The following is a 23,984-nucleotide window of genomic DNA, read 5'->3' as shown; positions in this document are numbered from 1 at the left end:
TACTTGTTTAAAGATTAAAGAATTTAAAATGCTTGATAAAAACATTGTTACATTTATCAGTTTTTTTAGCGAGCGTAAAATTATGGATAGAGCAATAAAGTGCTGGTATTATAGTGATAGATTTTTATAAAAGTGTGGATGAATCTCATTGGTTTAAGCGAAACCCAAGCTTTATATTATACATGCTAAATGGCTAGATTATTGTGTATGGTGCTAAAACAAAACTTTTAAAAAGTGATATGTTCTCTGCAAGCGATCTCAATAAAATGAGGGGTTTTTAACTAAAGTAAATAGGTGTATCTATCTCTAACACTGTATTATCTAGCGGCTTTATGAGATAATCTTATAAAAAGACTAGGATAAGAAATTCTTTTACATGGATTGTGCTTCGATTCCATGCTTTTGATTGGATGTAATTTTCTATTAATGCCCATTCTGTTTTCAATACTGAGATAAGTTAAGCACATGATATTATGAGAACGCATGCCCAGAATCCGGAGACTTGTAATAGTTAGGGCATGCAGCGGTTCAAAGAGCTGGTTATATGGAGGTATTTTACTGAATAAAGGCGCAAGCTGGTACCATTTTTATTTTTTAGTATTGGCCATACCTCTTGGCACTTGACCTGATTCATAAAGTGCATTTTTACTCTTTCCGCGAATAGTTTTTATCCACACGTCAGATATTTAATTGAATGCGATGATGGCTTATATTTCGTATTGTATATGGAATAATGGATGATAAAATTCCCACCAACGCAAAGAATAAATCTTATGCGTAAGATGATAGTTTTTAAAGAGACTGATGATGTGTCAAGAAAGTTTTTTAGAGATTTTTCTTTCTGAATTTTTTAATTGAATACGTAAATTTTTTTACAGCATGGTATGTTTTTTATCAGTAATGGATAATTTGGAGGAAATATTTGTAATGATACGTACAACATTGTTTAAAAGGAAAGACATGAGCTATAGTATTTACAGGAAGATGAGTAACTAAGAGATCAGATGAAGTTATTTTAGAAAAGTTTTTAAGCTTTTTTAATTTTATATGAAGCGGTTTATCATTTTTGAATGGTTTGTGTTATAATACGCTAAGAAGGGATGAGATGATAAAAAGTTCTTTTGCAATAAAAGCGTGTGATTGTTTTTAAGTTAAGAAGAAAATATATAATTAAGATATTATATTTGATACATTCTTCAGAGGAAGCATGAATAAATGAAATCAAATTTAAAAGCATAAAGTTAGAGAGAGTAATGGGTAATATTTTTTCACCAACGCATTTAATTATAATTTTACTGATTATCTTTGTGCTTTTCGGTCGCGGTAAGATTTCTGAATTAATGGGCGATGTTGCTAAGGGAATTAAAGCCTTCAAAAAAAATATGAAGGAAGAAGATGATGGCATTGAGGATAAAGTTGAAATGGCTACTACTTCCCAAATAATTGATGTAGAATCTCAACAATCTCAGCCATTATCGGTAAAACATGTAACAGCGCGCAGAAAGGCTTCTTCTGCTTCTAAAAGAAGCAAAACATCTGTTGCTAAAAAACAGCGTGTCAAATAACAAAAACGTAATCATCATTGTGCGTTATTTTTTGATGAGGAAGTCGAATTAAGAGATGTTTGGGATTGATGGACCAGAGTTTGTCGTAATCTTACTTGTTCTCATCATTGTTGTTGGACCGAAAGATTTACCTAAAATATTAAAGACAATAGCAAAGGTAAGAGCTCATATGTGTTTAATGGCAAAAGAGCTGCGTCATCAGTTTGATGATGCAATAAGACAAATCGAGCTCGATGATTTGCAAAAAACATATTCGGATATTAGCGATTCAAGCAAGAAGTTGACAGAGACTTTTGATCCCATTCAAAATACATTAGAAGATATCCACGATAATTTGGATGTTAAGGCAACACACCATAAATCAGAAAAAGGTAAAGATTTTTTGGAATGCGATCACAACGTAACCAATAAAGATATGACAGGATCTATAGCTTCTAAAGATAAAGAAGATGTGTCATGAATGTTAAGAAAGATGAAGTTGATGCCCATATGGCACCACTTTTAGAACATTTAATCGAACTTCGTCAGCGAATTATTGCTGCCCTAGTTGCATTTATGATCGCTTTTATGATGTGTTTTCTTGTTAAAGATTATATCTTAAATTTTTTACTATGGCCGTATCAGTGGGCAATGAAAATAGCAGGGGGTAATCCTGAGGATATTCGTTTGCAATCAACGCAAGTATGGGAAACTTTTTTAACGAAGATGAAGCTTTCTGCTTTTGGGGGAATTATTTTATCTTTTCCCTATACGGCTTTTCAGTTTTATAGTTTTATTGCACCAGGGCTTTATAAAAATGAGCGTATGGCTTTTTTACCATTTCTCATTGGGGGGCCTATTTTATTTTGTATTGGGGGAGCGTTTGTTTATGGTCTATTAGCGCCAATAATACTATGGTTTAGCCTTTCTCAACAATTTCTTCCAGATGTTCATTTAAAAATAGAGTTTATAGTGCGTATTTCTGATTATTTGGGCTTTATGACATCATTTATCCTAATTTTTGGTTTGATTTTTCAATTACCTCTTGTCATCAGTCTTTTAACAAAAGTTGGATTTTTAACGTCTCATGATTTGGCGTCTAAACGAAAATGGGCTATTTTACTTTCTTTTATCATTGCGGCAATCATAACGCCGTCGGATTTTTTTACGATGTTTGCAGTGGCTTTACCAACGATAGCACTTTACGAGATTTCAATTTTAATTGCTTACAGTATAGAAAAGAGAAGAAAATCCGCTTAAGAAAAGTGTATAATCTTATGCGATAAGAAATTAATAAAAAAATATAAATGAGGAATTTTTATGCTTGATATTAAGTGGATTCGTGACAATCCTGAGAAATTAGATAAAGCACTCGTAAGTAGAGGTCTTGAGCCGCAAGCTGAGAGGTTAATACAACTTGATCTTGCACGTCGGTCGCATATTGCTAAGGTACAATTGGCGCAGGAACGTCGCAATGCGGTTTCAAAGGAAATAGGACAGGCTTTAGCGGTATCTGATCAGCAAAAGGCTGAAAGCTTTAGAGCTGAAGGTGAAGAGATTAAAATCTTTCTTTCCTCTGCAACAGCGGAAGAAAAACAGCTGACGGAGAGTCTTGAAAAAATTCTTTCAGCACTTCCAAATATTCCATTAGATGATGTTCCAGAAGGTAAAGATGAAAGTGATAATGTCGTCATTCGACATTTTGGTACACCTCCAACATTTAATTTTACACCAAAGGAACATTTTGATCTTGGTCAAGATCTCAAGCAGATGAATTTTGAACGAGCTAGTCGTTTGTCTGGAACACGTTTTACAATACTTTCAGGGGCGTTAGCACGGCTAGAACGGGCATTAGGTCAATTTATGCTTGATGTGCATGTCAATGAGCATGGTTATACAGAAGTCTCAATACCTTTTCTTGTTCGTGATGAGATTGTTTACGGAGCAGCACAATTGCCGAAATTTGCTGAAGACCTTTTTCGTACAACAGATGGTCGATGGCTTATTTCTACGGCAGAAGTGCCATTAACCAATTTGGTCAACAATGAAATTCTTGAAATATCAGATTTACCACTGCGATTTTCTTCTTTATCTCCCTGTTTTCGTTCAGAGGCGGGAGCAGCCGGTCGTGATACGCGCGGTATGTTGCGTCAGCATCAATTTTGGAAAGTTGAAATGGTCTCAATTACCAGTGAAGAGCAGTCTTTAATTGAATTAGAACGTATGACAGAATGTGCAGAAGATATATTAAAACGACTTGGTTTGCCTTTTCGCACAGTGGTTCTTTCTACGGGTGATATGGGGTTTGCAGCACGTAAAACCTATGACATCGAGGTTTGGCTTCCTGGTCAAGAATGTTATCGTGAAATTTCTAGCTGTTCAGTTTGTGGAGATTTTCAAGGTCGTCGTATGAATGCACGTTATCGTACAGAAGGCGATAAAAAATTGCATTTTGTTCATAGCCTTAATGGTTCTGGTACAGCTGTTGGACGTTGTCTTATTGCCGTGCTTGAAAATTATCAACAGGCTGATGGATCAATTGTTATTCCAGATGTTTTACAACCTTATATGGGAGGCATGCGTTGTATTACTGCTTAATTTTACGAAAGGAGAGACAATATGCGTTTATTGCCAAGAGGTGATAATATGCAAACGCAAGTTTTTGCCATTTTAAAAGAAGCAGTTTGTCAGTATAATAAAAGTGCACCTCCATTGGAGATTGAATGATACTATGGGGCAAAAGGGTATTTTACAATTTCGTGAGGAGTTAGCCGCTCTTGTACTGAAAATGCGTAGCAAAGGCATTGATGACGTGCGATTTTTTTCGGCATTAGAGAAAATTCCGCGTCAACAGTTTGTTTCTGCTCCTTGGTTTAATAGTGCTTATGATAATAAAGTTATTCCCCTTGAGTGTGGTGAATATATGGAACGTTTGGAAGAACAACTCTTAATTCTTTCGGCATTATCGTTGAAAAAAAGGCATCGCGTCTTAGAAATCGGTACAGGATCTGGTTTTTGTACTGCGCTTATGGCATGTCTGAGTGACCGTGTGACAACGATTGATCGTTATAAAACGCTTGTTGATTTGGCGCGCCAAAAATTTCAAACTTTAGGAATTGAAAATATTATTATACGGCAGATTGATGGAAGTCATAGTGTGACAGGCTTGGGATCATTTGATCGCATTCTTATTTGGCCATCACGTTTTGATGAACCCAAGGAATTTTTAGAACTTTTAGCTGAAAACGGAATTCTCATTCAGGCGATAGGACCTGACGAAGGGGTACAAACGGTGACGCGCTATACAAAAATTGGTAGTCGATTTGAGTGTTTAGAACTGTTCCAAGTGCGTTACCAACCTTTTATTAAAGGCATTGCGGAGATACTTTAATTTTTAAAAGCTAAGAAATTTCTGCAAATTGTCTATGTTAAATTCATTTTGATCTTATATAAAGATATTTATGAATAAAACATCTCATTTTAACTCTTCGGTAATTTAAAAAAGCTTTAATAGAGTGAGTTGATTATTGATGAGTGAGCAAAACGATGTGTCTAAAAGCTTTGGATAATATTTTCCAGCATAATTTTCAGAGAATAACTTTTTTAGCGGTGGTAACTATTGTTACTGGTTGTAGTTCTGGTACACAGCGTTTTTCTAATATGTTCTCTCATCGTACGGTATCATCTCAATCAAATATATCGAGCACAATGTCTATAGATCCGCGAATGCTATCATACGGTAGTGGTATGATACAAAGCACTGAATTGCCGCCTGTGGAATCAAGCGATGATTCGTGGGGAGATGACAATTCTCCCTATAATTTTCCACATCAAGGTAGGATAACTTCTTCTGATGGTCGCGTTATGGGCTCCCCTCCACGTAATCTTGGAACTCTTTCTCGTTCACAAATGGATAAGTCTCCTATTTTTCGGCGGAATTCTTATATTGTCCAGAGTGGAGATACACTACTCAGTATTGCACGACAAATAGGGGTTAGTGTTGAGGCATTAAAATTAGCAAATGGTATAAACAGCAATTCCATTTATATCGGTCAGGTACTTGTTGTTCCAAGCAGGCGTACATTAGCAGCTTCAAATGCACACAATAATAACGATTGGACAGTGTCAAAAACAGAATCTGCAGCCCAATCTCAATTGATGTCCTCTATAAAAAACAAGAAGTCCTCTCCTATATATAAAGCTCCTGTAACAACGCCACCCCCTGCAAAGATGAACAAATCAAGTTCTGAGAAAAATTTTTCTAAACAGATGACGCAATTGAATCATGAGACTGGTTTGTCAAATACTGTTACGAATACAGATAATATGACGACTCCGCAAGCCACAGGAATTTCTAAGATGCGTTGGCCAGTACGAGGGCGTTTGTTAAGCCAGTTCGGTCAAAAAAAGGGAACAGTAATGAATCGAGGAATAGATATTGCAGTGCCGGAAGGATCTTCGGTAAAGTCGGCAGAAAATGGTGTTGTTATTTACGCGGGAGATGGATTAAAAGAGCTTGGTAATGTTGTGATGATTCGACATGAAAATAATATTATCACTATTTATGGATGTAACAGTAAACTTGTTGTTAACAAAGGACAAAGGATAAGACGCGGTGATGAGATTGCTAAATCTGGTGTTTCAGGAAATGTTAAAACGCCACGTGTCTATTTTGAGATGCGTAAGAATTCATTACCTGTTGATCCCCTTAAATATTTAGAAAACTAATTGATTGATGACTTTAAAATTTGAATAGCCTTACAGTTTATAGAAACTTCATGAAAAACAATTGATTTTCTTAAATCAATAACATTGCAGCAAAAAATCATTGGTTTAATCAGAGTATTTCGTTGGGGCGTTAGATATTACCATCTTTGTGTTTATGAAAGTGTAAGGCAATAGCATCATACTATTTGTCAGCTTTCAGTGTTCCAACTGCTCTTGCATTTGAGAGAAGCATGAAAAGAGATATTTCACGCTTTTCTTAAAAAGTTTTTATCTACAGGCTCATTTCATATGTGAGACGTGCAAGAAAATCGTTTTGATTAATTCAGAGGGTTTGAAATGAGAGTATTTTACTGTACTTAGATCTGTCATTCGATATCAAAAACGATGAATTATCTATATAAATTAAAGTTTTTTCATGAGAAAAATTATCTTGTATAATTTATTGAGTTAGTGAAAAATTCTATATTTTAGGATATATAATAGGGGAAAGTGAATCTATTTTAAAGATTTTTCTCATTGTATTTTGGTATTCTATCTCTTAAGGATTTATTGTATTTTTGTAAAGCTGTGATTAGATTATGTAGTTATTGCTTTTTATGATAAATTCTTTAGGAATTTTTTCTGTATCGGAATTTCATTTTAATAGAGTGGGAAATACCTGAGGTTTAACTATAGGAGATGAAAATGTTTATTACGAACGCTTATGCTCAAGTTGCAGGCGATGTTTCCGGTGGAATTTCATTTGCTAGCGCTGTCCCTCTCATTTTAATTTTTGCAATTATGTATTTTTTTATGATTCGTCCACAGCGTGCTCAAATGAAAAAACGCCAAGAAATGCTTAATGCAGTACGTCGTGGTGATACAGTTATAACGGGTGGTGGTATCATCGGCAAAGTTACGAAGGTTCACGACGAGAGTGGTGAATTAGAGGTTGAAATTGGTGAGAGTATGAATATTCGTGTTATTCGCTCAACATTAGCTGATGTGCGCGTTAAAGGTGAGCCGATTGCAGAAAAAAAATCAAAGCTTAATGCTAGAACAAAAACACCACAAAAGTCTAAATCTAAAACGACAACGAAAGAAAATATGAGTGTCTCTAAAGAGAAAAAAGCTATATCAAAGGAAAATGCATCTTAAGGTGTAGTGGCAGTTTTAAGCATTTTTATAAAAAGCTTGGCAAGATCAGGACAATTTCATTGGAAAAATAGCTTTTATAGTGGCTACAGAAAATGGAGTTTTTGTTTCCTTGAGATTATTAAAATAGTTGCTTTATTTATAGAATATTACGCAATTTTTTTCTGTTTTTTAAACAAGATCATTGTTTCTATAAAAAGAAACTTGCGAGTAAATAAGCTGAGAAAACTTTTTAAAAGATAGATTTATTTAAGCAGGTATAGCTTTTGATTGCGGTTTATTATCAAATTTTCATATACTCGTTGTATGAGAAGATTAGGGTTTTATATAAAATTTCCACTTCAATACTAGGCTATGGTTAAGATATCAATGTTTGTATCAGCCTTCCTTTAATTTTATGGTGAGAAGTAGTAAAGACAATTGGATTATTCAAAAATAAAGGGTGCTTGTTCATGTTCGATGCAATTCAAATTCGTGAAGCGCATTTTCCAAGTCGCGCACCTATTGATGCTTATGGAAATGGTGGATTTCGTTTTGCTGATATGTCTCATAGAGGTTCTATTATTTGTGTACCATCAGGTATTTATGGCATTGATATGGCAGGACCTATTCCCACTCAAGAGGATATATCTCGTATTTTAGAAGAAGCTTCTGAAATCGAAGTTTTATTAATAGGTACTGGAATTGAATTATTGCGATTACCTGAAGAGTTACGGGTTCTTTTATGGGAAAAACGTATTTCATCAGATACAATGAGTACGGGAGCGGCGGTGCGTACATTTAATGTTTTATTGGCTGAAGATCGCGCTGTTGCGGCATTATTATTTGCGGTAGAATAGAGTATTGTTTAATAAAAAAAATTCTCTCATCTAGTATGAAAGAATTGTGTGATTACTTTACTGCGCCGTAAAATACCGTCGTTTAAAGTGGTGATATAAGGGGAATAAAATATACATAACTTAACGCATTAAGTGTTTTTAAATACAGCAGCAAGTATTCAGGGCAGAGCTTGTTCGTAGTTCAATGAATCACATGAGTGATCAACTCTTGGCACTTGAGACAGTTCATAAGAGGCATTTTAAATTCTTTCTTATACAGTTTTTACCTACAAGCCAGCTCCGCTTGTGACGTGCAAGGGAATAGTTTTGATTGATTCAACATGGAATTGGTTTGAAATGAAAGCATATCTACGATATTTGGGATTCTAATTTAACGTATAAAAATTTATCATTATAAATCAATGTTTTGATGAAGTTTTTGTGATCAGTGCGTTTTTTACAAAATAACATTGTCATCTATCCACTAAAAAGTGTTTTGCGTTGTTTGTTGTTCTAATTTTCACTATGCATGTTACGATTAGTTTTTAACTTTTTTTACTGCAAATGAAAATTTGAAGTCTGATAAGATAAGTTTTATCAGAAAAGTTATTTATTTAATTTTTTTCTTTCTAAAACGAAAAGTGACTAGAAAAGAAATTTTAATTCATAATACAGTTAAGAGACACATTTAAAAATCTTATTTTCTGAGCTGTATTTGCTTATCCCTCATTTTTTAATATGAATAAAAAGAGGATATTAATTTCATTGCTAAAAAAGGGACGTTAATAGGTTCGAATGATAGGCTCTCTTCCTTATTGTCTTGATATTTTACGTACCATAGATCGTGATCGCTATATATCGGTTTTATTTGCGCCTAAAAAAAAGCGCCAAGCATTGGCTGCTCTTTACGTATTTAATGCTGAAGTTTCTCGTATTCGCGAAAGTGTACATGATCCACTCATAGGAGAAATACGGTTACGTTGGTGGTATGATTCTATTGCTCATGGTGAAATACAAACGAGTGGAAATAATCCGATTTTGAGTGATTTATTGAAAGCAATGACTCTTTTTAATTTACCTAAGACAGCTTTTTTACGTTATTGTAATGCACAAATTTTAGATCTTTATCACAATCCAATAGAAACGCTTCATGATCTAGAGCATTATTGTGGTGAGACAGCAAGCATAATTTTACAGCTTTCTTGTCAGATATTAGATCCTGATACTGCACAAGAGTTTACAGATATCTATGAACATGGAGGGATATCTCAAGGATTAAGTGGTGTATTGCGTCTTTTATCATTCATGCAATCACGATATCAATATTATTTACCTACTGATATATTAAAGGCTGTAGGAGTGAATAGGGAAGATTTGGAATCTCATCGTCTCAGTGATCAACAAAAGGGTCGTATTGTTGAAGCTATGGTAGCATTATCGCGCGATCATTATACCCAATTTCACGAGTATTCTTGTGCTTTACCTAGAGTTCTTAAGCCAGCTTTTCTTCCATTGGTCATTGTACCGGCTTCTCTTCAAAAAGCTATACAGCTGGGGGCTGAAATTTTTCAAGAGAATGCAACGTTGCCATTGATATATCGCTATTGGTTGATAACAAGGGCAGCAATAAGCGGCAATTTTCCAAAGATATTGTAAAAGAATATTACTATGTCGGAATGCGTAACATATAGACTGATTTTCTCATATGAAGATAAAAGGAACTATGGTGTTTCCAAACCATTTTTTGTTATAAAAAATGTTGATGTTTTGGTTGTTATGAGCGCAAAAGAATAAGAAATTTTATGATCTTGAAAATACGATGTATTTCTTTATCGGTAATATGTTTTATTCAGTGTATTGGAAGGGTGAGATGCAGAGAAAGAAAAATATGAGATAAAGCTCAATACATTGGTTTGTTTGATGAAAAACTTTTAAGTATGTTGATTGTATCTCATTTGCAAATGAAATAAAATTTCTATTTTATGAGAGAAGTTGTCTTGGCAGTCTATAAGTCTATAAAAAACTCTTATTTTTGAGAAATTATAAAATCATAATTGATGACTGTTATGATTTATGAATATATTGATTTATAATGATAATTCGTTTTTTCTCATATTGAATGAGAGTCTTGAATAGAAAAAGATTTCTTCATTTTTATAATGAATTTTAAAAATAGTTTTTTTGTATATTATAAGTTGGGTGTGTAAATGAAATCATTTAAAGAAAAAGCAATACGCTCCTTATGAATGAGTATTAAGAGTAGCAATATGATAAGCTATAAATGTATGACGATAGGGATGACATTTATAGCTTAATGGGTATAGCTTAGTGTGCGGCAACTTTTACAACCTTTGGATGGATAATATTTTTTAATGCGTTGCAAAAACGACTCTACATTCCGTTGACTATTTTCTCGCAAATCCATACATGCACTGATTTGCGAGAGAATTAATCATTATACAAATACTGATCCTAAGATATGGAAACAAGAGACCTATCTTACCTCTTCAACTATAGACGAAGAGTTGATGGAAACTTTATCGAATAAGTTCTTTAAATTATGCACAATCTTTTTATTGGAGAGCGTTAAAGATCTGATTATAATTTGTGCTATTAATTTCCAAAGGGTGTTCTTTATTGGCAACTTGTAGCATTTCTAGCTTGAGATCTTCTCTTATCATCATATCTATATTGGTGCGAACCTCAGTTGAAAGAGTATGAGGCGTGATATCTTGAGGCATGGTTACAGTCTTTATTTGATAAATGATACGGTTTGTTGAAACTGGACCTTTTATGATGCCATAATGACCTTTGGGAGCAGAAAATAATGCTTTAATCCCTTCAACGCCAAGGGGGGCAAATGAGTCTTGACGCCGGAGGGCTGGTGTTGTTTGTTTTGTAACAGCAAGGGTATGAGCAAGAGCAACAAGACTTTTTCCTTCCGTGAGCTGCTTGAGAGCATTTTGGGCTTTTTCATCAAGAAGACGTTGAATTTCCTCACTTTTCCATTGAGAAAGAACATCTAGCTTAGCCTCTTCAAGTGTCTTATCGCGGGCAGGAATAATTTTATCGACCTTATACCAGAGATAACCACCATTTTGAAAAGAGAGAGGATCAAGATCGACTCCTTCGTTTGATTGATAGATGGCATTCAGTAAAATATCTTTTTGAGGTAAATCTGTGAGTATTGCACCTTCAAGCGTTTTTCCCGTTTTATCAATGGTAATTGTGCGCAAAGATAACTTGTATTGATCAGCTAGCTCTTTGAGAGAAGCACCCTCAAAACGAGCATTTTCAATGGCTACATAATTGTTACGAATATCATCAGTAGCACGATTTTTGGCAAGTGTTTGGCGAATATTTTCTTCGACACTTTCAAAAGGAAGAGAGCTTGAGGGTTCAATATGTGTGACGCGAATGATAACAGGACCCTGTAAGTCATTTATCACAGGACTGACTTGGCCTTGTTGAAGTTCAAAAACTTCAGATGCTAGATGATTAGGAAGTTCATTTTCTGCAATAGGCCCTTTTTTTATGTCATTAAGAGTCTTTTTTTCAGCTTTTACCAGTTCATCAAAACTCAATCCATCAGCTATTTTTTTTACTGCATTATCGGCTTCTTCACGTGAGGGGAATCGCAGTTCCTCGAATGTACGCTTTTCAGGCGTTACAAAACGTGAAGCATTTTGTGTATAATAGGCTTTTGCCTCATCTGTTGAGATATCTTTAGGTTTTACAAAATTATTAAGTTCCATAGATAACAAAGAGACAGTGCGGTATTCTGAAGCACGAAATTGACTTTGATGTGTTTTAAACCATTTTTGTAGTGTTTCGTCATCAGGATCAGCAATTGTTTCCTTTTCTTTTAGATCAATAACGAGATAATCAGCAATACGCATTTCTCCTTGATAAAGAGCAAGTGCTTTATAAAAGAGATTTGGTGCTTTCATATCAGAGAGTAAAGCTGAAATAAGTTGGTTACGCTTTTCTTGTTTGGAGTAATAATTAAGAAAAGCACTTTCACTAATACGTAAATGCTGAAGATAGTTATAAAATAAATTTTTATCAAAAGTGCCATTTACTTGGAACATCTTATCAGAACCAATCGTATGAGCTATTGTATCTTTTGAAAGACTTATTTTCATTTTACGTACTTGTTCATCAAGCAATACATTTTGTTGTAATTGATTAAACACAAAAGCAGGAATTTGGTATTGCTGCATTTCATTTGCTGTAAACATACGTCCAAGATGAGCCGCTTGGGCTAAACGTGCACTTTGATCGGCAAGTGCGAGACGATAATCATCGACAGTTACTGTGGATTTTCCAGAAGTAATAAGATCTCTTTCACTTTTTTTGTGTAAATGCGGTACCCCCCATAAAAGAATGAAGCATAAGAGTAAAATAGCAAGGAAAATTCTGAAAATCCAAGAATTTGTAGCACTTCTTATGACGTCAAGCATTGTTCAATCCTATTTTTAACATAAATTATTACAAAAGCAGTAATAGAATTTGCAATAAAGAGACAAAAGATGCAAGCTTTAAAGACTTGCTTTCATGTTATAATTTGGTAACTACAGATAAACAATGTATTGTAAGAGCTCTTGAGGTGAAAATATGTCTCCAAATACTCGGCCTTTTCTTGCTGGAAATTGGAAAATGAATGGAACGGGTGAAACACTTGGAGAGTTGCGTGCTATTGCTACAGGCGTTAGATCTGATCTCAGTCATCTTTTTGAGGCGCTTATTTGTGTCCCAGCAACGCTTTTATCCCGTGCTTCTGATATGCTGGATGGCAAAAATCTCCTTTTGGGAGGACAAAATTGTCATTTTGATGATCATGGTCCCTATACTGGAGATATTTCAGCTTTTATGCTTAAAGAAGCAGGAGCAAGTCATGTCATCATTGGGCATTCAGAACGTCGTACAATGTACCAAGAAAATAATGCGATTGTTTGTGCCAAAGTGCAAGCTGCGTGGCGAGCAGGTCTTGTGGCTCTTGTATGTATTGGTGAAACATTGGAGGAGCGTAATAATAATAAAGTACTGGATATTCTCACGCAGCAGCTTGAAGAATCTTTACCAGATGATGCAACAGCAGAAAATACCATTATCGCTTATGAACCTGTTTGGGCGATAGGCACCGGCAATACAGCGACTCCAGAAGATATTGCAAAAGTACATCATTTCATTCGTGATAAGGTGCGCTCTCGTTTTAGTGATGAAGGCGATAAGATACGTCTGCTTTATGGTGGGTCCGTAAAGCCATCCAATGCATTTGAGCTTTTAAGCATTCCTCATGTTAATGGTGCTTTAATAGGTGGAGCAAGCTTAAAAGCGATTGATTTTTTAACTATTTGCGATGTTTGTCGTAAACTATAGTAGAGAAATTTTAGTTTCTCCTTGGATTGTGTGTTATTTATGTGTAAATAGCTATGAAAGAGTTATTTGAAGAGCAGGGTTTATGCAAACAGTACTTATAGTTATTCATTTGTTGATTGTGATTACTCTGGTTGGTGTTATATTAATCCAACCTTCAGAAGGTGGTGGGCTAGGTGTGAGTAATAGCTCAGGGTTGATGAAAACTCGTGGATCTCGAAATCCTTTAACACGTTTGACTGCTATTTTAGCCTGTTGTTTTTTTGTTGTGTCTATTGGGCTTACCGTGGTGGGTAATATATCAAATTCTAGTTCTGATATTTTAAAGCGTATACCGGTTAATTCAGAACAGAATTCTACCAATAAAGGATCAGAATCAGTCCCATCATCAGATGGTGAGTCTTCTTCCCCTTCTATTCTTGAACAGCTAGGAGGCAATTCGAATTCTCCGCAGGAACAGAAACAGTCCGCAAATCCTGAAGCAGAAAGTCCAGTTCCACCGGTTCTTGAAAATACAGTTCCGGATAACAGTACGAAATAGTTTTTTAAGAAAATATAGACTTTTTAAAAAGGTGATTTTTTCACCTTTTTTATTTTAGAAGAAAAATTGTTTCTTTTTGCATTTTTTGCTGGAAAAATCATTATAAATTGCTTATCACCATAAGCCCATGGCACGTTATGTTTTTATTACTGGTGGTGTGGTTTCTTCCCTTGGAAAAGGCATTGCAGCGGCGGCGTTAGCAGCGTTATTACAGGCTCGTGGTTATCGTGTACGTCTTCGCAAACTTGATCCTTATTTAAATGTTGATCCAGGTACGATGTCACCTTATCAACATGGTGAAGTATTTGTGACCGATGATGGTGCAGAAACGGATCTTGATCTTGGTCATTATGAGCGTTTTACTGGGCGTTCTGCAAATAGCCAAGATAATATCACAACAGGGCGTATTTATCGCAATATCATTGAACGAGAGCGGCGTGGTGATTATTTGGGGGCAACAGTCCAAGTTATCCCTCATGTTACGGATGAAATTAAGAGATTCATTACGATGGGAAATGAAGAATTTGATTTTGTTTTGTGTGAGATAGGCGGAACGGTTGGTGATATTGAAGCAATGCCTTTTCTAGAAGCGATTCGTCAGCTTCGCAATGAGCTACCAAGACAAAGTGTCGTTTATGTCCATCTCACATTAATGCCTTATATACCTTCGGCAGGTGAATTAAAAACGAAACCAACACAACATTCTGTCAAAGAATTGCAAGCAGTTGGTATTTCTCCTGATATTTTGCTTGTACGTGCAGACCGATCTATTCCAGAAACAGAACGGTGCAAATTATCACTTTTTTGTAATGTTCGCTCCAATGCAGTCATTCAGGCATTAGATATGCCAACAATTTATGATGTTCCTATGGCATATCATAAGGAGGGTTTGGATTCTGAAGTTCTTTGTGCTTTTGGAATCGATTCGGCACCTTCCCCTCAGATGGATCGTTGGGAAGATATTACGCATCGTATTCACCATCCTGAAGGAGAAGTTACGATTGCTGTTGTAGGAAAATATACGGGTTTAAAGGATGCTTATAAATCTCTTATTGAAGCGATTGCACATGGTGGTTTAGCGAATAAAGTAAAAGTTAATATTGAGTGGATTGATTCGGAACTTTTTGAAAAAGAAGATTCTGTTTCAGCTTTACAAAAAGCCCATGGAATTTTGGTTCCAGGTGCTTTTGGGGCACGAGGGGCAGAAGGAAAGATTCGAGCAATTCAATTTGCACGAGAGCGTAAAGTCCCATTTTTAGGGATTTGTTTTGGGATGCAATTAGCTTGTATAGAAGCTGCGCGCAATATTGCACAGATTAAGAATGCTTCGTCAAGTGAGTTTTGCGAAACAGAAAATCCAATTGTAGGTTTAATGACAGAATGGCTTAAAGGAGACGTTCTTGAAAAACGTACAAGAAATGGTGATCTCGGCGGATCAATGCGTCTTGGTGCTTTTGCTGCTGAATTAAAAGAAGAGAGTCATATTGCTCAAATTTATGGGATAACCAAGATTGTCGAGCGACATCGTCATCGTTATGAGGTCAATATTGATTATAAGGATAAGTTAGAACAGTGTGGTTTGATTTTTTCTGGGATGTCTCCTGATGGTATTTTACCAGAAACGATAGAATATGCAGATCATCCATGGTTTATTGGTGTTCAATATCATCCAGAATTAAAATCTCGTCCTTTTGATCCTCACCCGCTTTTTTCTTCTTTTATTGAAGCCGCTGTAGAACAAAGTCGATTAGTTTAATGCATAAATTGGGTTACTTTGCTTTTGAGGGATAAAATGACTAAACCAAATGCCCGTGTGAAAGTTGGAAATATTATTTTTTCAAATGAAATGCCTCTTTCATTAATTGCAGGGCCGTGTCAGATGGAAAGTCGCGATCATGCTTTTGAAATGGCTGGTCGTATTAAAACAATTACCGATCAGCTTGGTATCGGGTTTGTTTATAAATCGAGTTACGATAAAGCTAACCGAACTTCTTTGGGTGCGGCACGTGGTATTGGTCTTGAAAAGGCAATGGCTGTTTTTTCTGATTTAAAAAAAGAGTTTAATTGCCCTGTACTAACTGATGTGCATACAGAAGAGCAATGTACAATTGTTTCTTCTACGGTTGATATTTTACAAATACCGGCTTTTTTATGTCGTCAAACAGATCTTTTGGTAGCAGCCGCCAAAACAGACTGTGTTATTAACATTAAAAAAGGTCAGTTTTTAGCGCCGTGGGACATGGAGAATGTTTTAAAAAAGGTTGTTTACAGTGGTAATCCGAATGTTATGCTTTGTGAGCGAGGCACGTCATTTGGTTACAACCGACTTATTTCTGATATGCGTTCATTGCCTATTTTACGTTCATTTGGTGCTCCTGTTATTTTTGATGCAACGCATTCTGTTCAAGAACCTGGGGGGCAGGGTGCTTCATCTGGTGGACAGCGTCAATTTGTTGAAATTTTAGCGCGTGCAGCTGTTTCTGTTGGGGTAGCTGGTATTTTTTTAGAAACACATCAAGATCCAGATAATGCACCTTCTGATGGACCCAATATGGTTAAACTTGATAATTTACAAAGATTGCTTGAGACTTTAATGGAGTTTGATTATCTGTCAAAGAAGTTGAATTGAGAAGAGAAAAACACTTCATTAATAGGACATTAGAAATGAATCAAGACTTTTATTGGATAAGGAAACACATATGACTATAATTGTCGATATCATTGGACGTGAAGTTCTTGATAGCCGTGGTAATCCAACGGTAGAAGTTGATGTTCGTTTGGAGAATGGAGCTTTTGGTCGCGCTCTGGTTCCATCGGGAGCTTCAACAGGAGCACACGAGGCTATAGAGCTTCGTGATGGTGGTTTGCGCTATCAAGGGAAAGGTGTTGAAAAAGCGGTTGCTGCAGTTAATGGCGAAATTCTTGAAGAACTTGGTGGGCGGGATGCAACAAATCAAATTGCTATTGATCAAGCAATGATTGCTTTGGATGGAACGCCAAACAAAGCCCGTCTTGGTGCCAATGCACTTCTTGGTGTTTCATTAGCTGTTGCAAAAGCAGCTGCGGATTCATTAAATTTACCTTTGTATCGTTATATTGGTGGTACACAAGCGCATATTCTTCCAACCCCCATGATGAATATTATTAATGGTGGCGTTCATGCTGATAATTTGATTGATTTTCAAGAGTTTATGATTATTCCTATAGGAGCTCCTACTGTAAGAGAAGCTATCCGTTATGGCGCTGAGATTTTCCATGCATTGAAAACGCGTTTAAAAGATGCGGGTTATAATACCAATGTTGGTGATGAAGGTGGTTTTGCACCTCAATTTAAAAGTGCTGATCAAGCTATTGATTTTATTATGGAATCTATCATGATATGTGGCTATAAACCAGGTGAACAAATTGCCATTGGTTTAGACTGTGCTTCAACCGAATTTTATAAAAATGGTTCGTATTTTTATAAAGGTGAGGGCAAATGCCGTGACATCCAAGAGCAGGTAGATTATTTAGCGCAGCTTGTGAAAAATTATCCTATTATTACAATTGAAGATGGAATGGCAGAGGATGATTGGGAAGGTTGGAAGTTACTCACTGACACAATTGGAGAAAAATGTCAGCTTGTTGGCGATGATTTGTTTGTAACGAATTCAGCACGTTTGCGTGATGGTATTAAAATGGGGGTAGGCAATTCTATTCTCATAAAAGTTAATCAAATTGGTACATTGAGTGAAACACTTGATGCTGTAGAAGTAGCACATAAAGCAGGTTATCGTGCCATTATATCTCATCGTTCAGGCGAAACAGAGGATTCTTTCATTGCAGATCTTGCGGTTGCAACGAATTGTGGACAAATTAAAACAGGTTCTCTTGCGCGTTCGGATAGATTAGCAAAATACAATCAACTTATTCGTATTGAAGAAATGCTAGGAGCCCAAGCGCGTTATGCTGGTGATTTATATCGTGTATAGTTGCGAGCAAAGAGTGTGAGAGTATGATATTATTTAGACTATGAAATTGAGATTTTTTATCAAAGGCATATACGCAATAATTTTTAAGTGTTTAAATTTATAGGGATTAATATGAGAGGTATAATTATTAGTCAAGACCAAGGAAATTATCTCGTTTCGGGTGATGATGGTAAACGTTATCAGTTTGCGACTTGGGATTGGTTGGGAAAGAATCCACCAAGGATTGGTAATGCTGTTGATTTTGTCTGTGAAGGAGGTGTTGTCAGTTCTGTTTTCCCATTGTTGAGACCAGGTACAGAGAACACAAAGATAATGTTCGCACTGCTTTGTTGGGTTGCAGGTATCTTTGGTGTTCATCGCTTTATGGTTGGTAAAGTTCGGACTGGTGCTTTAATGCTGGTTCTATCTTTATCATTGTTTGGATTGATAATTACCGGTATTTGGGCAATTGTTGATTTTATAGTCATTGTTGCTGGAAGATTTACGGATAAAGATGGGAATCAGATTACAGATTTGTAAAAATTTTATAATAAAAAGAAAATAATTAAGTTTACTTTTTATTTCGATCAATATATTGAGTTGCATAATGCAAGATTATTGTACTCTATTTCTTTAATGTGAGATATTAAGAGAAATATGCACAGTTGAATAAAAGTATTGAAAAAGACTGTGCTATTTTATGTGGGTAAAACAACGGCGTAAATCCACTAAGGTGTGTTTTGTATTGCTGCTTATAGCAGCAGAAAACATTAGCTCATTGGGGAGCTCAAAACTATTTTAATTTCACGTTTATCACGGCTGCTACAAATTTTATTTACACCGTGAGGTTAATCAACATATTATAAAAAGAAATAATCTCTTTATGAATAACACATGAGGAGCAGCTTTATAGGTGTTAAAGATGAAAGGTACGATTATTGGTCAAGATCAAAGGGTTTATCTCGTTTTTGGAGATGATGATAAGCGTTATCAATTTTTGCCTGAAGATTTTTTAGGGTAAAAACACCAAAGGTAGGGGATACCATTGATTTTGTCTGTGAAGGGATACCATTAAATCTATTTTTCCTATCTCGGTTGAAGGTCAGTCACAAAAATTAAATGTGATGCTAGCGATCGTTTACTTGTTTTTTTGTGCATTGGGGATTCATCAATTTATGGTTGGTAAAATTGTATCGGGCCTTATAATGCTTCTTATTAAGTGTAATAGGTCTACTATTTCTGGGGATCGGGTTTTTGACAACTATACTTTGGGCATTGATTGATTTTATATTTATTTAACAGGAAATTTTAGGGACAAAGATGAGGGTAAATTGAAAATAACAAATTGTTTGAGTGTATAGATTTGGTAATGAGGTATTAATCAAAATCGTGCATAGTTGGGCAAAATATTAAAAAATTTGTGCTGTAAAGACTGTGCTATTTTATGTGGACAAAGCAGAAACGTCGATCAATCAAAGTGCGCTTTGTACTACCTCTTATGACGGTGGGAGTCTTAAGCTATTTCAGTTATCACATTTATCATGGTGAGTATGGATTGTATTCACGCAGTGAAGTTAATCAGCATATTAGCGAATTAGAAAAGGAGCTTCATAAAATAGAAGCTGAGCGGATATTCATGGAAAAGCGTATTTCTCTTTTACGCAATGGACATATAGAAAAAGATATGCTGGATGAGTATGTCCGAAAGAATTTGAACTTTTCTAAGCCAAATGAACTGACAATCTTAATACCTTGAAATGACACCAAAGGTAAATGAAAAATCGCTTACTTTAAACAACAATCAGCAATGATATTGTTTAAGCCGATTGATAAGGCTTGTAACTTTTGTTCGTAAAGGTTATTCCTAAATAATCATAAAAGGGAGTTTAATATGGCAGAACGACTTAAAAAAAATTCTGCGTCGGTGGCGCGCACTGCATTATCAAGCACCACAAAGAAAGCACCAATAGCAGACTTTACAAAAGAAGAAGAAATTGATGCTTATCGTGAAATGCTTTTAATTCGCCGTTTTGAAGAAAAAGCAGGACAACTTTATGGTATGGGGCTTATTGGGGGATTTTGTCACCTTTATATTGGTCAGGAAGCCGTTGTTATAGGAACATTGAAAGCGGCAAAAGAAGGTGATCAGGTTATTACGTCTTACCGTGATCATGGTCATATGTTAGCCGTTGGGATGAGCCCACGTGGTGTCATGGCAGAATTAACGGGACGTCAAGGTGGCTTTTCCAAAGGGAAAGGTGGCTCGATGCATATGTTCTCTAAAGAAAAGAACTTTTATGGAGGACATGGTATTGTTGGTGCGCAGGTTCCAATTGGTTCAGGTTTGGCATTTTCGAATCAGTACCTTGGTAAAGATAATGTGACATTGGTTTATTTTGGTGATGGTGCCGCAAATCAGGGGCAGGTTTACGAAAGTTTTAATATGGCTTCACTTTGGAAGCTTCCTGTTGTTTATATTATTGAAAATAATCAGTATGCTATGGGAACGTCAGTTTCACGTGCATCTGCAGAAACTGATTTTTCCCGACGTGGTCTTTCTTTTGAAATTCCAGGTATTGTTGTTGACGGTATGGATGTTCGATCAGTAAAAGGAGCTGCTGATGAAGCGATTTCTTGGGCACGCTCAGGTAAAGGACCGATCATTCTTGATATGCAGACCTATCGCTATCGTGGTCATTCCATGTCTGATCCAGCAAAATATCGTTCAAAGGAAGAAGTCCAAAAAATAAAAGAGGAGCACGATCCGATTGATCAAGTAAAAAGTCGGATTCTTAAAAAAAATTGGGCGAACGAAGATGATTTAAAATCTATTGAGAAAGAGGTTCGTGCAATTGTTGCTGATGCGGCAGATTTTGCACAAAGTGATCAAGAGCCAGATGCTTCTGAGCTCTATACTGATATTTTAGTTTGATGCGAGGGAAGCAAGTATGTCTATTGATATTTTGATGCCGGCGCTTTCACCAACTATGGAAGAAGGTAAACTGTCTAAATGGCTCAAGAGAGAAGGTGATAAGGTTAGCTCTGGCGATGTTATTGCTGAAATTGAAACGGATAAGGCTACAATGGAAGTAGAGGCCGTTGATGAAGGTACTCTTGGTAAAATTTTTGTGCCTGAAGGTTCTGAAGGCGTAAAGGTTAATACTGTTATTGCGATTTTGTTAGAAGAAGGTGAGCGTGCTGAGGATATTTCGCAACCTACTGATACAGCAAAAAAAACTAAGGAATCTCCTCTTTCTCTGGCATCGTCAGTTCCGCAGTCTGCTTCTACTTTTGATACATCTCCTAATTTTGATATTCCAGCGGGAACACAAATGGTTACAATGACAGTTCGTGAAGCGCTTAATCAGGCTTTGGCTGAAGAAATGCGGCGTGATGAAAAAGTTTTTCTCATGGGGGAAGAGGTCGCGCAATATCAAGGTGCCTATAAGGTTAGTCAAGGTTTGTTGGAAGAATTCGGAGAACGCCGAGTTATTGATACCCCAATTACAGAGCACGGCTTTGCTGGGCTGGCTGTCGGGGCTGCTTTTGGAGGGTTACGTCCTATTGTCGAGTTTATGACATTTAATTTTGCGATGCAGGCGATGGACCAAATTATTAACTCAGCAGCCAAAACACGTTATATGTCTGGTGGACAAATGACCGCTCCTATGGTTTTTAGGGGTCCCAATGGCGCGGCTGCCCGTGTTGGTGCTCAACATTCTCAATGCTATGCTGCATGGTATAGTCATGTACCAGGTCTGAAAGTTGTCATGCCTTATAGTGCTGCAGATGCAAAAGGTTTGCTGAAAGCTGCTATTCGTGATGATAATCCTATTATTTTTCTTGAAAATGAGATTTTGTATGGGCATCAATTTGATGTCCCTCAATTGGATGATTTTGTTTTGCCTATTGGTAAGGCGCGTATTCATAAGTCTGGACAAGATGTGACGATTGTCGCGTGTGGAATTGGAATGCATTATGCCGTTCAAGCGTTGCCGGAAATTGAACAATTTGGTATCGATGTTGAATTGATTGATTTACGAACCATTCGCCCGATGGATCTTCCAACAATTCTTTCTTCAGTTAAAAAAACAGGTCGTTTGGTAACGATTGAAGAGGGATTTCCTCAGTCATCCGTGGGAACTGAAATAGCAACGCGTGTTATGCAGCAGGCTTTTGATTATCTTGATGCGCCAATTGCTACGATTTCTGGTAAAGATGTTCCGATGCCTTATGCTGCTAATCTTGAGAAGTTGGCTTTGCCTAATACTGCTGAGATTATTGAGGCCGTTAAGGCTGTGACATACAGAGCATAACGGAGGAAAGCATAATGCCCATTAAAATTACAATGCCAGCACTTTCCCCTACGATGGAAGAGGGAAATTTAACAAAATGGAATATTAAGGAGGGAGATAAGGTTTCCTCCGGTGATGTTATTGCTGAAATTGAGACGGATAAAGCGACAATGGAAGTCGAAGCCGTTGATGAAGGTAGGGTTGCCAAAATTGTTGTTCCTGCTGGAACACAAGGCGTTAAAGTAAATGCTTTAATTGTTGTTTTAGCAGAAGAAGGTGAAGATTTAGCTGAAGCGGCAAAAGTTTCAGAAGAAATCTCTTCTTCTACAAAACAAGAACCAGAGGGCGTAAAACAGACAGATACTCTGAAACAGACGGACTCAAAGGGTACAAAAATGTCTCATGAATCATCAGCTCAGCAATTAATACAGCAAGATAAAAAGGTAGCGCGTCTTTTTGCCTCTCCCTTAGCGCGGCGATTAGCATCTCAGGAAGGCCTTGATTTATCCCTTATTTCTGGAAGTGGTCCGCATGGGCGTATTATCAAGCGCGATGTAGAAAAAGCTGTGAGTAGTGATATTTCTAAAGTGTCTTATTCATCACAAATAGGGGAGCTAGTAGCTACAGGTGCTTCTGACAAACAGATACTGAAACTCTTTAAAGAGGATGAATATACCTTCGCACCCCATAATAATATGCGTAAAACAATCGCAACACGTTTGATGGAATCAAAACAGAGAGTTCCACATTTCTATGTAACGGTAGATTGTGAACTTGATGCGCTGTTAGCACTGCGTACACAACTGAATGCTGCTGCACCAATGATTAAGGGGCAGGAAGAAACTCAGCCTACTTATAAGCTTTCTGTTAATGATATGGTGATCAAAGCTGTCGCACTGTCTTTGAAAGCTGTTCCTGATGCGAATGTCTCTTGGCTTGAAGGCGGAATGCTTCATCATAAACATTGTGATGTTGGGGTTGCTGTTTCTATTCCCAATGGATTAATTACGCCGATTATTCGCCATGCAGAGGAAAAGCCGTTATCACTTATTTCCAAAGAGATGAAGGATTTTGCAAAGCGTGCGCGTGAGGGCAAGTTAAAAATGGAAGAATATCAGGGTGGAACAACAGCTGTATCAAATATGGGGATGTATGGTATAAAAAGTTTTTTGGCTATCCTTAATCCACCGCATGCGACGATTTTTGCGATTGGTGCAGGGGAAGAACGCGCCGTTGTTAAAAATGGTGCATTAGTTGTTGCGACAGTTATGTCAGTTACAATTTCTGCGGATCATCGTGCTGTCGATGGTGCTTTAGCCGCAGAGCTCGCGCGGGCTTTTAAGAAGATGATTGAAAATCCATTAGCAATGTTGGTTTGAACTGTTTAACAGTTCTTCACGTAAATTGTGAGAGAGTGTGTTAAGAGAATAAAAACAAATTTAAGAGTTTGAAGAGCAATGTTATTGCTATTTCTAGTTTGGGTAAAGCATTTACGTGAAGCTTAAAGAAAAAGACATAAGATAATTCTGTGATGTTGTTTTGCAGTTTTAAGTTCAAAAAATGCATATCCGTTTTATATATATCCATGGAGGAAT

General features: G+C 36.5%; 20 protein-coding genes. 19 read left to right on the top strand and 1 reads right to left on the bottom strand.

Features of this window, described 5'->3' with window-relative positions; genetic code table 11:
* Positions 1-1,253: 1,253 nt before the first annotated feature.
* The 9 genes from tatA (at position 1,254) to ACFIKH_RS02100 (ending at position 9,880) form a co-directional block, all read left to right on the top strand.
* Positions 1,254-1,565, top strand: a complete 312-nt coding sequence (gene tatA / locus ACFIKH_RS02140) for a twin-arginine translocase TatA/TatE family subunit (RefSeq protein ID WP_273788360.1) — start codon at positions 1,254-1,256, stop codon at positions 1,563-1,565.
* 55 nt (positions 1,566-1,620) lie between these two features.
* Positions 1,621-2,025: a twin-arginine translocase subunit TatB gene (locus ACFIKH_RS02135; protein ID WP_375625916.1), complete on the top strand. Its 405-nt coding sequence runs from the start codon at positions 1,621-1,623 to the stop codon at positions 2,023-2,025.
* The gene (gene tatC / locus ACFIKH_RS02130) at positions 2,022-2,804 is read left to right on the top strand and encodes a twin-arginine translocase subunit TatC (RefSeq protein WP_375624998.1); all 783 of its coding nucleotides are present in this window, start codon (positions 2,022-2,024) and stop codon (positions 2,802-2,804) included. The genes ACFIKH_RS02135 and tatC overlap by 4 nt, the downstream gene beginning before the upstream one ends.
* Positions 2,805-2,864: 60 nt before the next feature.
* Positions 2,865-4,142 carry a serine--tRNA ligase gene (gene serS, locus ACFIKH_RS02125; protein WP_375625918.1) on the top strand — a complete coding sequence of 426 codons (1,278 nt, stop codon included), beginning with the start codon at positions 2,865-2,867 and terminating at the stop codon, positions 4,140-4,142.
* Between the two features lie 133 nt (positions 4,143-4,275).
* Positions 4,276-4,935 (top strand): protein-L-isoaspartate(D-aspartate) O-methyltransferase, encoded by a 660-nt coding sequence (locus ACFIKH_RS02120; RefSeq protein ID WP_012754986.1) that lies wholly within the window; start codon positions 4,276-4,278, stop codon positions 4,933-4,935.
* Positions 4,936-5,090: 155 nt separating this feature from the next.
* Positions 5,091-6,272, top strand: coding sequence for a peptidoglycan DD-metalloendopeptidase family protein (locus tag ACFIKH_RS02115; protein WP_375670884.1), 1,182 nt, complete (start codon positions 5,091-5,093; stop codon positions 6,270-6,272).
* Between the two features lie 684 nt (positions 6,273-6,956).
* Complete coding sequence (gene yajC, locus ACFIKH_RS02110; protein ID WP_375651541.1) at positions 6,957-7,409, top strand: preprotein translocase subunit YajC; 453 nt, start codon at positions 6,957-6,959, stop codon at positions 7,407-7,409.
* Between the two features lie 449 nt (positions 7,410-7,858).
* The gene (locus ACFIKH_RS02105) at positions 7,859-8,245 is read left to right on the top strand and encodes an Mth938-like domain-containing protein (protein ID WP_273723333.1); all 387 of its coding nucleotides are present in this window, start codon (positions 7,859-7,861) and stop codon (positions 8,243-8,245) included.
* 774 nt (positions 8,246-9,019) lie between these two features.
* Entirely contained in the window at positions 9,020-9,880 is an 861-nt protein-coding gene (locus tag ACFIKH_RS02100) for a phytoene/squalene synthase family protein (RefSeq protein ID WP_375625925.1), read from the top strand.
* Between the two features lie 917 nt (positions 9,881-10,797).
* On the opposite strand, the gene ACFIKH_RS02095 is transcribed toward ACFIKH_RS02100, so the two are convergent.
* Complete coding sequence (locus ACFIKH_RS02095; protein ID WP_375625927.1) at positions 10,798-12,687, bottom strand: peptidyl-prolyl cis-trans isomerase; 1,890 nt, start codon at positions 12,685-12,687, stop codon at positions 10,798-10,800.
* 154 nt (positions 12,688-12,841) lie between these two features.
* On the opposite strand from ACFIKH_RS02095, the gene tpiA reads away from it, so the two are divergent.
* The 10 genes from tpiA to ACFIKH_RS02045 all read left to right on the top strand — a co-directional run bounded on the left by tpiA (position 12,842) and on the right by ACFIKH_RS02045 (position 23,768).
* The gene (gene tpiA, locus ACFIKH_RS02090; RefSeq protein WP_375624990.1) at positions 12,842-13,606 is read left to right on the top strand and encodes a triose-phosphate isomerase; all 765 of its coding nucleotides are present in this window, start codon (positions 12,842-12,844) and stop codon (positions 13,604-13,606) included.
* 82 nt (positions 13,607-13,688) lie between these two features.
* The gene (gene secG, locus ACFIKH_RS02085; RefSeq protein ID WP_375625929.1) at positions 13,689-14,144 is read left to right on the top strand and encodes a preprotein translocase subunit SecG; all 456 of its coding nucleotides are present in this window, start codon (positions 13,689-13,691) and stop codon (positions 14,142-14,144) included.
* Positions 14,145-14,271: 127 nt separating this feature from the next.
* Entirely contained in the window at positions 14,272-15,900 is a 1,629-nt protein-coding gene (locus ACFIKH_RS02080; protein ID WP_375624988.1) for a CTP synthase, read from the top strand.
* A gap of 36 nt (positions 15,901-15,936) precedes the next feature.
* Positions 15,937-16,773 (top strand): 3-deoxy-8-phosphooctulonate synthase, encoded by an 837-nt coding sequence (gene kdsA / locus ACFIKH_RS02075; RefSeq protein ID WP_375625933.1) that lies wholly within the window; start codon positions 15,937-15,939, stop codon positions 16,771-16,773.
* A gap of 70 nt (positions 16,774-16,843) precedes the next feature.
* The gene (gene eno, locus ACFIKH_RS02070) at positions 16,844-18,115 is read left to right on the top strand and encodes a phosphopyruvate hydratase (RefSeq protein WP_375625935.1); all 1,272 of its coding nucleotides are present in this window, start codon (positions 16,844-16,846) and stop codon (positions 18,113-18,115) included.
* A 111-nt stretch (positions 18,116-18,226) separates the two neighbouring features.
* A complete protein-coding gene (locus ACFIKH_RS02065; RefSeq protein WP_375625937.1) occupies positions 18,227-18,634 on the top strand; it encodes a TM2 domain-containing protein in 408 nt (135 codons plus the stop codon).
* 904 nt (positions 18,635-19,538) lie between these two features.
* Complete coding sequence (locus tag ACFIKH_RS02060) at positions 19,539-19,850, top strand: septum formation initiator family protein (RefSeq protein WP_012754998.1); 312 nt, start codon at positions 19,539-19,541, stop codon at positions 19,848-19,850.
* A gap of 135 nt (positions 19,851-19,985) precedes the next feature.
* Positions 19,986-21,026: a pyruvate dehydrogenase (acetyl-transferring) E1 component subunit alpha gene (pdhA, locus tag ACFIKH_RS02055; RefSeq protein ID WP_273788346.1), complete on the top strand. Its 1,041-nt coding sequence runs from the start codon at positions 19,986-19,988 to the stop codon at positions 21,024-21,026.
* A gap of 16 nt (positions 21,027-21,042) precedes the next feature.
* On the top strand, positions 21,043-22,410 hold the full coding sequence (locus ACFIKH_RS02050) for a pyruvate dehydrogenase complex E1 component subunit beta (protein ID WP_375651537.1): 1,368 nt from the start codon (positions 21,043-21,045) through the stop codon (positions 22,408-22,410).
* 14 nt (positions 22,411-22,424) lie between these two features.
* On the top strand, positions 22,425-23,768 hold the full coding sequence (locus ACFIKH_RS02045) for a pyruvate dehydrogenase complex dihydrolipoamide acetyltransferase (protein WP_375670882.1): 1,344 nt from the start codon (positions 22,425-22,427) through the stop codon (positions 23,766-23,768).
* Positions 23,769-23,984 lie beyond the last annotated feature (216 nt).

Origin of the sequence: Bartonella sp. SD1336NMGDW, from assembly GCF_042193565.1 — a bacterium.
In the GTDB taxonomy this organism is placed as follows: Bacteria; Pseudomonadota; Alphaproteobacteria; order Rhizobiales; family Rhizobiaceae; genus Bartonella; species Bartonella grahamii.
The sequence above is the reverse complement of the archived record's forward strand: the minus strand, read 5'-3'. Positions and strand labels throughout refer to the sequence as shown.

What these genes read in the sequence shown, in the direction of transcription:
- tatA (WP_273788360.1), top strand. Translation starts at nt 1,254, where the DNA reads ATGGGTAATATTTTTTCACCAACGCATTTAATTATAATTTTACTGATT.
- ACFIKH_RS02135 (WP_375625916.1), top strand. Translation starts at nt 1,621, where the DNA reads ATGTTTGGGATTGATGGACCAGAGTTTGTCGTAATCTTACTTGTTCTC.
- tatC (WP_375624998.1), top strand. Translation starts at nt 2,022, where the DNA reads ATGAATGTTAAGAAAGATGAAGTTGATGCCCATATGGCACCACTTTTA.
- serS (WP_375625918.1), top strand. Translation starts at nt 2,865, where the DNA reads ATGCTTGATATTAAGTGGATTCGTGACAATCCTGAGAAATTAGATAAA.
- ACFIKH_RS02120 (WP_012754986.1), top strand. Translation starts at nt 4,276, where the DNA reads ATGGGGCAAAAGGGTATTTTACAATTTCGTGAGGAGTTAGCCGCTCTT.
- ACFIKH_RS02115 (WP_375670884.1), top strand. Translation starts at nt 5,091, where the DNA reads ATGTGTCTAAAAGCTTTGGATAATATTTTCCAGCATAATTTTCAGAGA.
- yajC (WP_375651541.1), top strand. Translation starts at nt 6,957, where the DNA reads ATGTTTATTACGAACGCTTATGCTCAAGTTGCAGGCGATGTTTCCGGT.
- ACFIKH_RS02105 (WP_273723333.1), top strand. Translation starts at nt 7,859, where the DNA reads ATGTTCGATGCAATTCAAATTCGTGAAGCGCATTTTCCAAGTCGCGCA.
- ACFIKH_RS02100 (WP_375625925.1), top strand. Translation starts at nt 9,020, where the DNA reads ATGATAGGCTCTCTTCCTTATTGTCTTGATATTTTACGTACCATAGAT.
- ACFIKH_RS02095 (WP_375625927.1), bottom strand. Translation starts at nt 12,687, where the DNA reads ATGCTTGACGTCATAAGAAGTGCTACAAATTCTTGGATTTTCAGAATT.
- tpiA (WP_375624990.1), top strand. Translation starts at nt 12,842, where the DNA reads ATGTCTCCAAATACTCGGCCTTTTCTTGCTGGAAATTGGAAAATGAAT.
- secG (WP_375625929.1), top strand. Translation starts at nt 13,689, where the DNA reads ATGCAAACAGTACTTATAGTTATTCATTTGTTGATTGTGATTACTCTG.
- ACFIKH_RS02080 (WP_375624988.1), top strand. Translation starts at nt 14,272, where the DNA reads ATGGCACGTTATGTTTTTATTACTGGTGGTGTGGTTTCTTCCCTTGGA.
- kdsA (WP_375625933.1), top strand. Translation starts at nt 15,937, where the DNA reads ATGACTAAACCAAATGCCCGTGTGAAAGTTGGAAATATTATTTTTTCA.
- eno (WP_375625935.1), top strand. Translation starts at nt 16,844, where the DNA reads ATGACTATAATTGTCGATATCATTGGACGTGAAGTTCTTGATAGCCGT.
- ACFIKH_RS02065 (WP_375625937.1), top strand. Translation starts at nt 18,227, where the DNA reads ATGAGAGGTATAATTATTAGTCAAGACCAAGGAAATTATCTCGTTTCG.
- ACFIKH_RS02060 (WP_012754998.1), top strand. Translation starts at nt 19,539, where the DNA reads ATGTGGACAAAGCAGAAACGTCGATCAATCAAAGTGCGCTTTGTACTA.
- pdhA (WP_273788346.1), top strand. Translation starts at nt 19,986, where the DNA reads ATGGCAGAACGACTTAAAAAAAATTCTGCGTCGGTGGCGCGCACTGCA.
- ACFIKH_RS02050 (WP_375651537.1), top strand. Translation starts at nt 21,043, where the DNA reads ATGTCTATTGATATTTTGATGCCGGCGCTTTCACCAACTATGGAAGAA.
- ACFIKH_RS02045 (WP_375670882.1), top strand. Translation starts at nt 22,425, where the DNA reads ATGCCCATTAAAATTACAATGCCAGCACTTTCCCCTACGATGGAAGAG.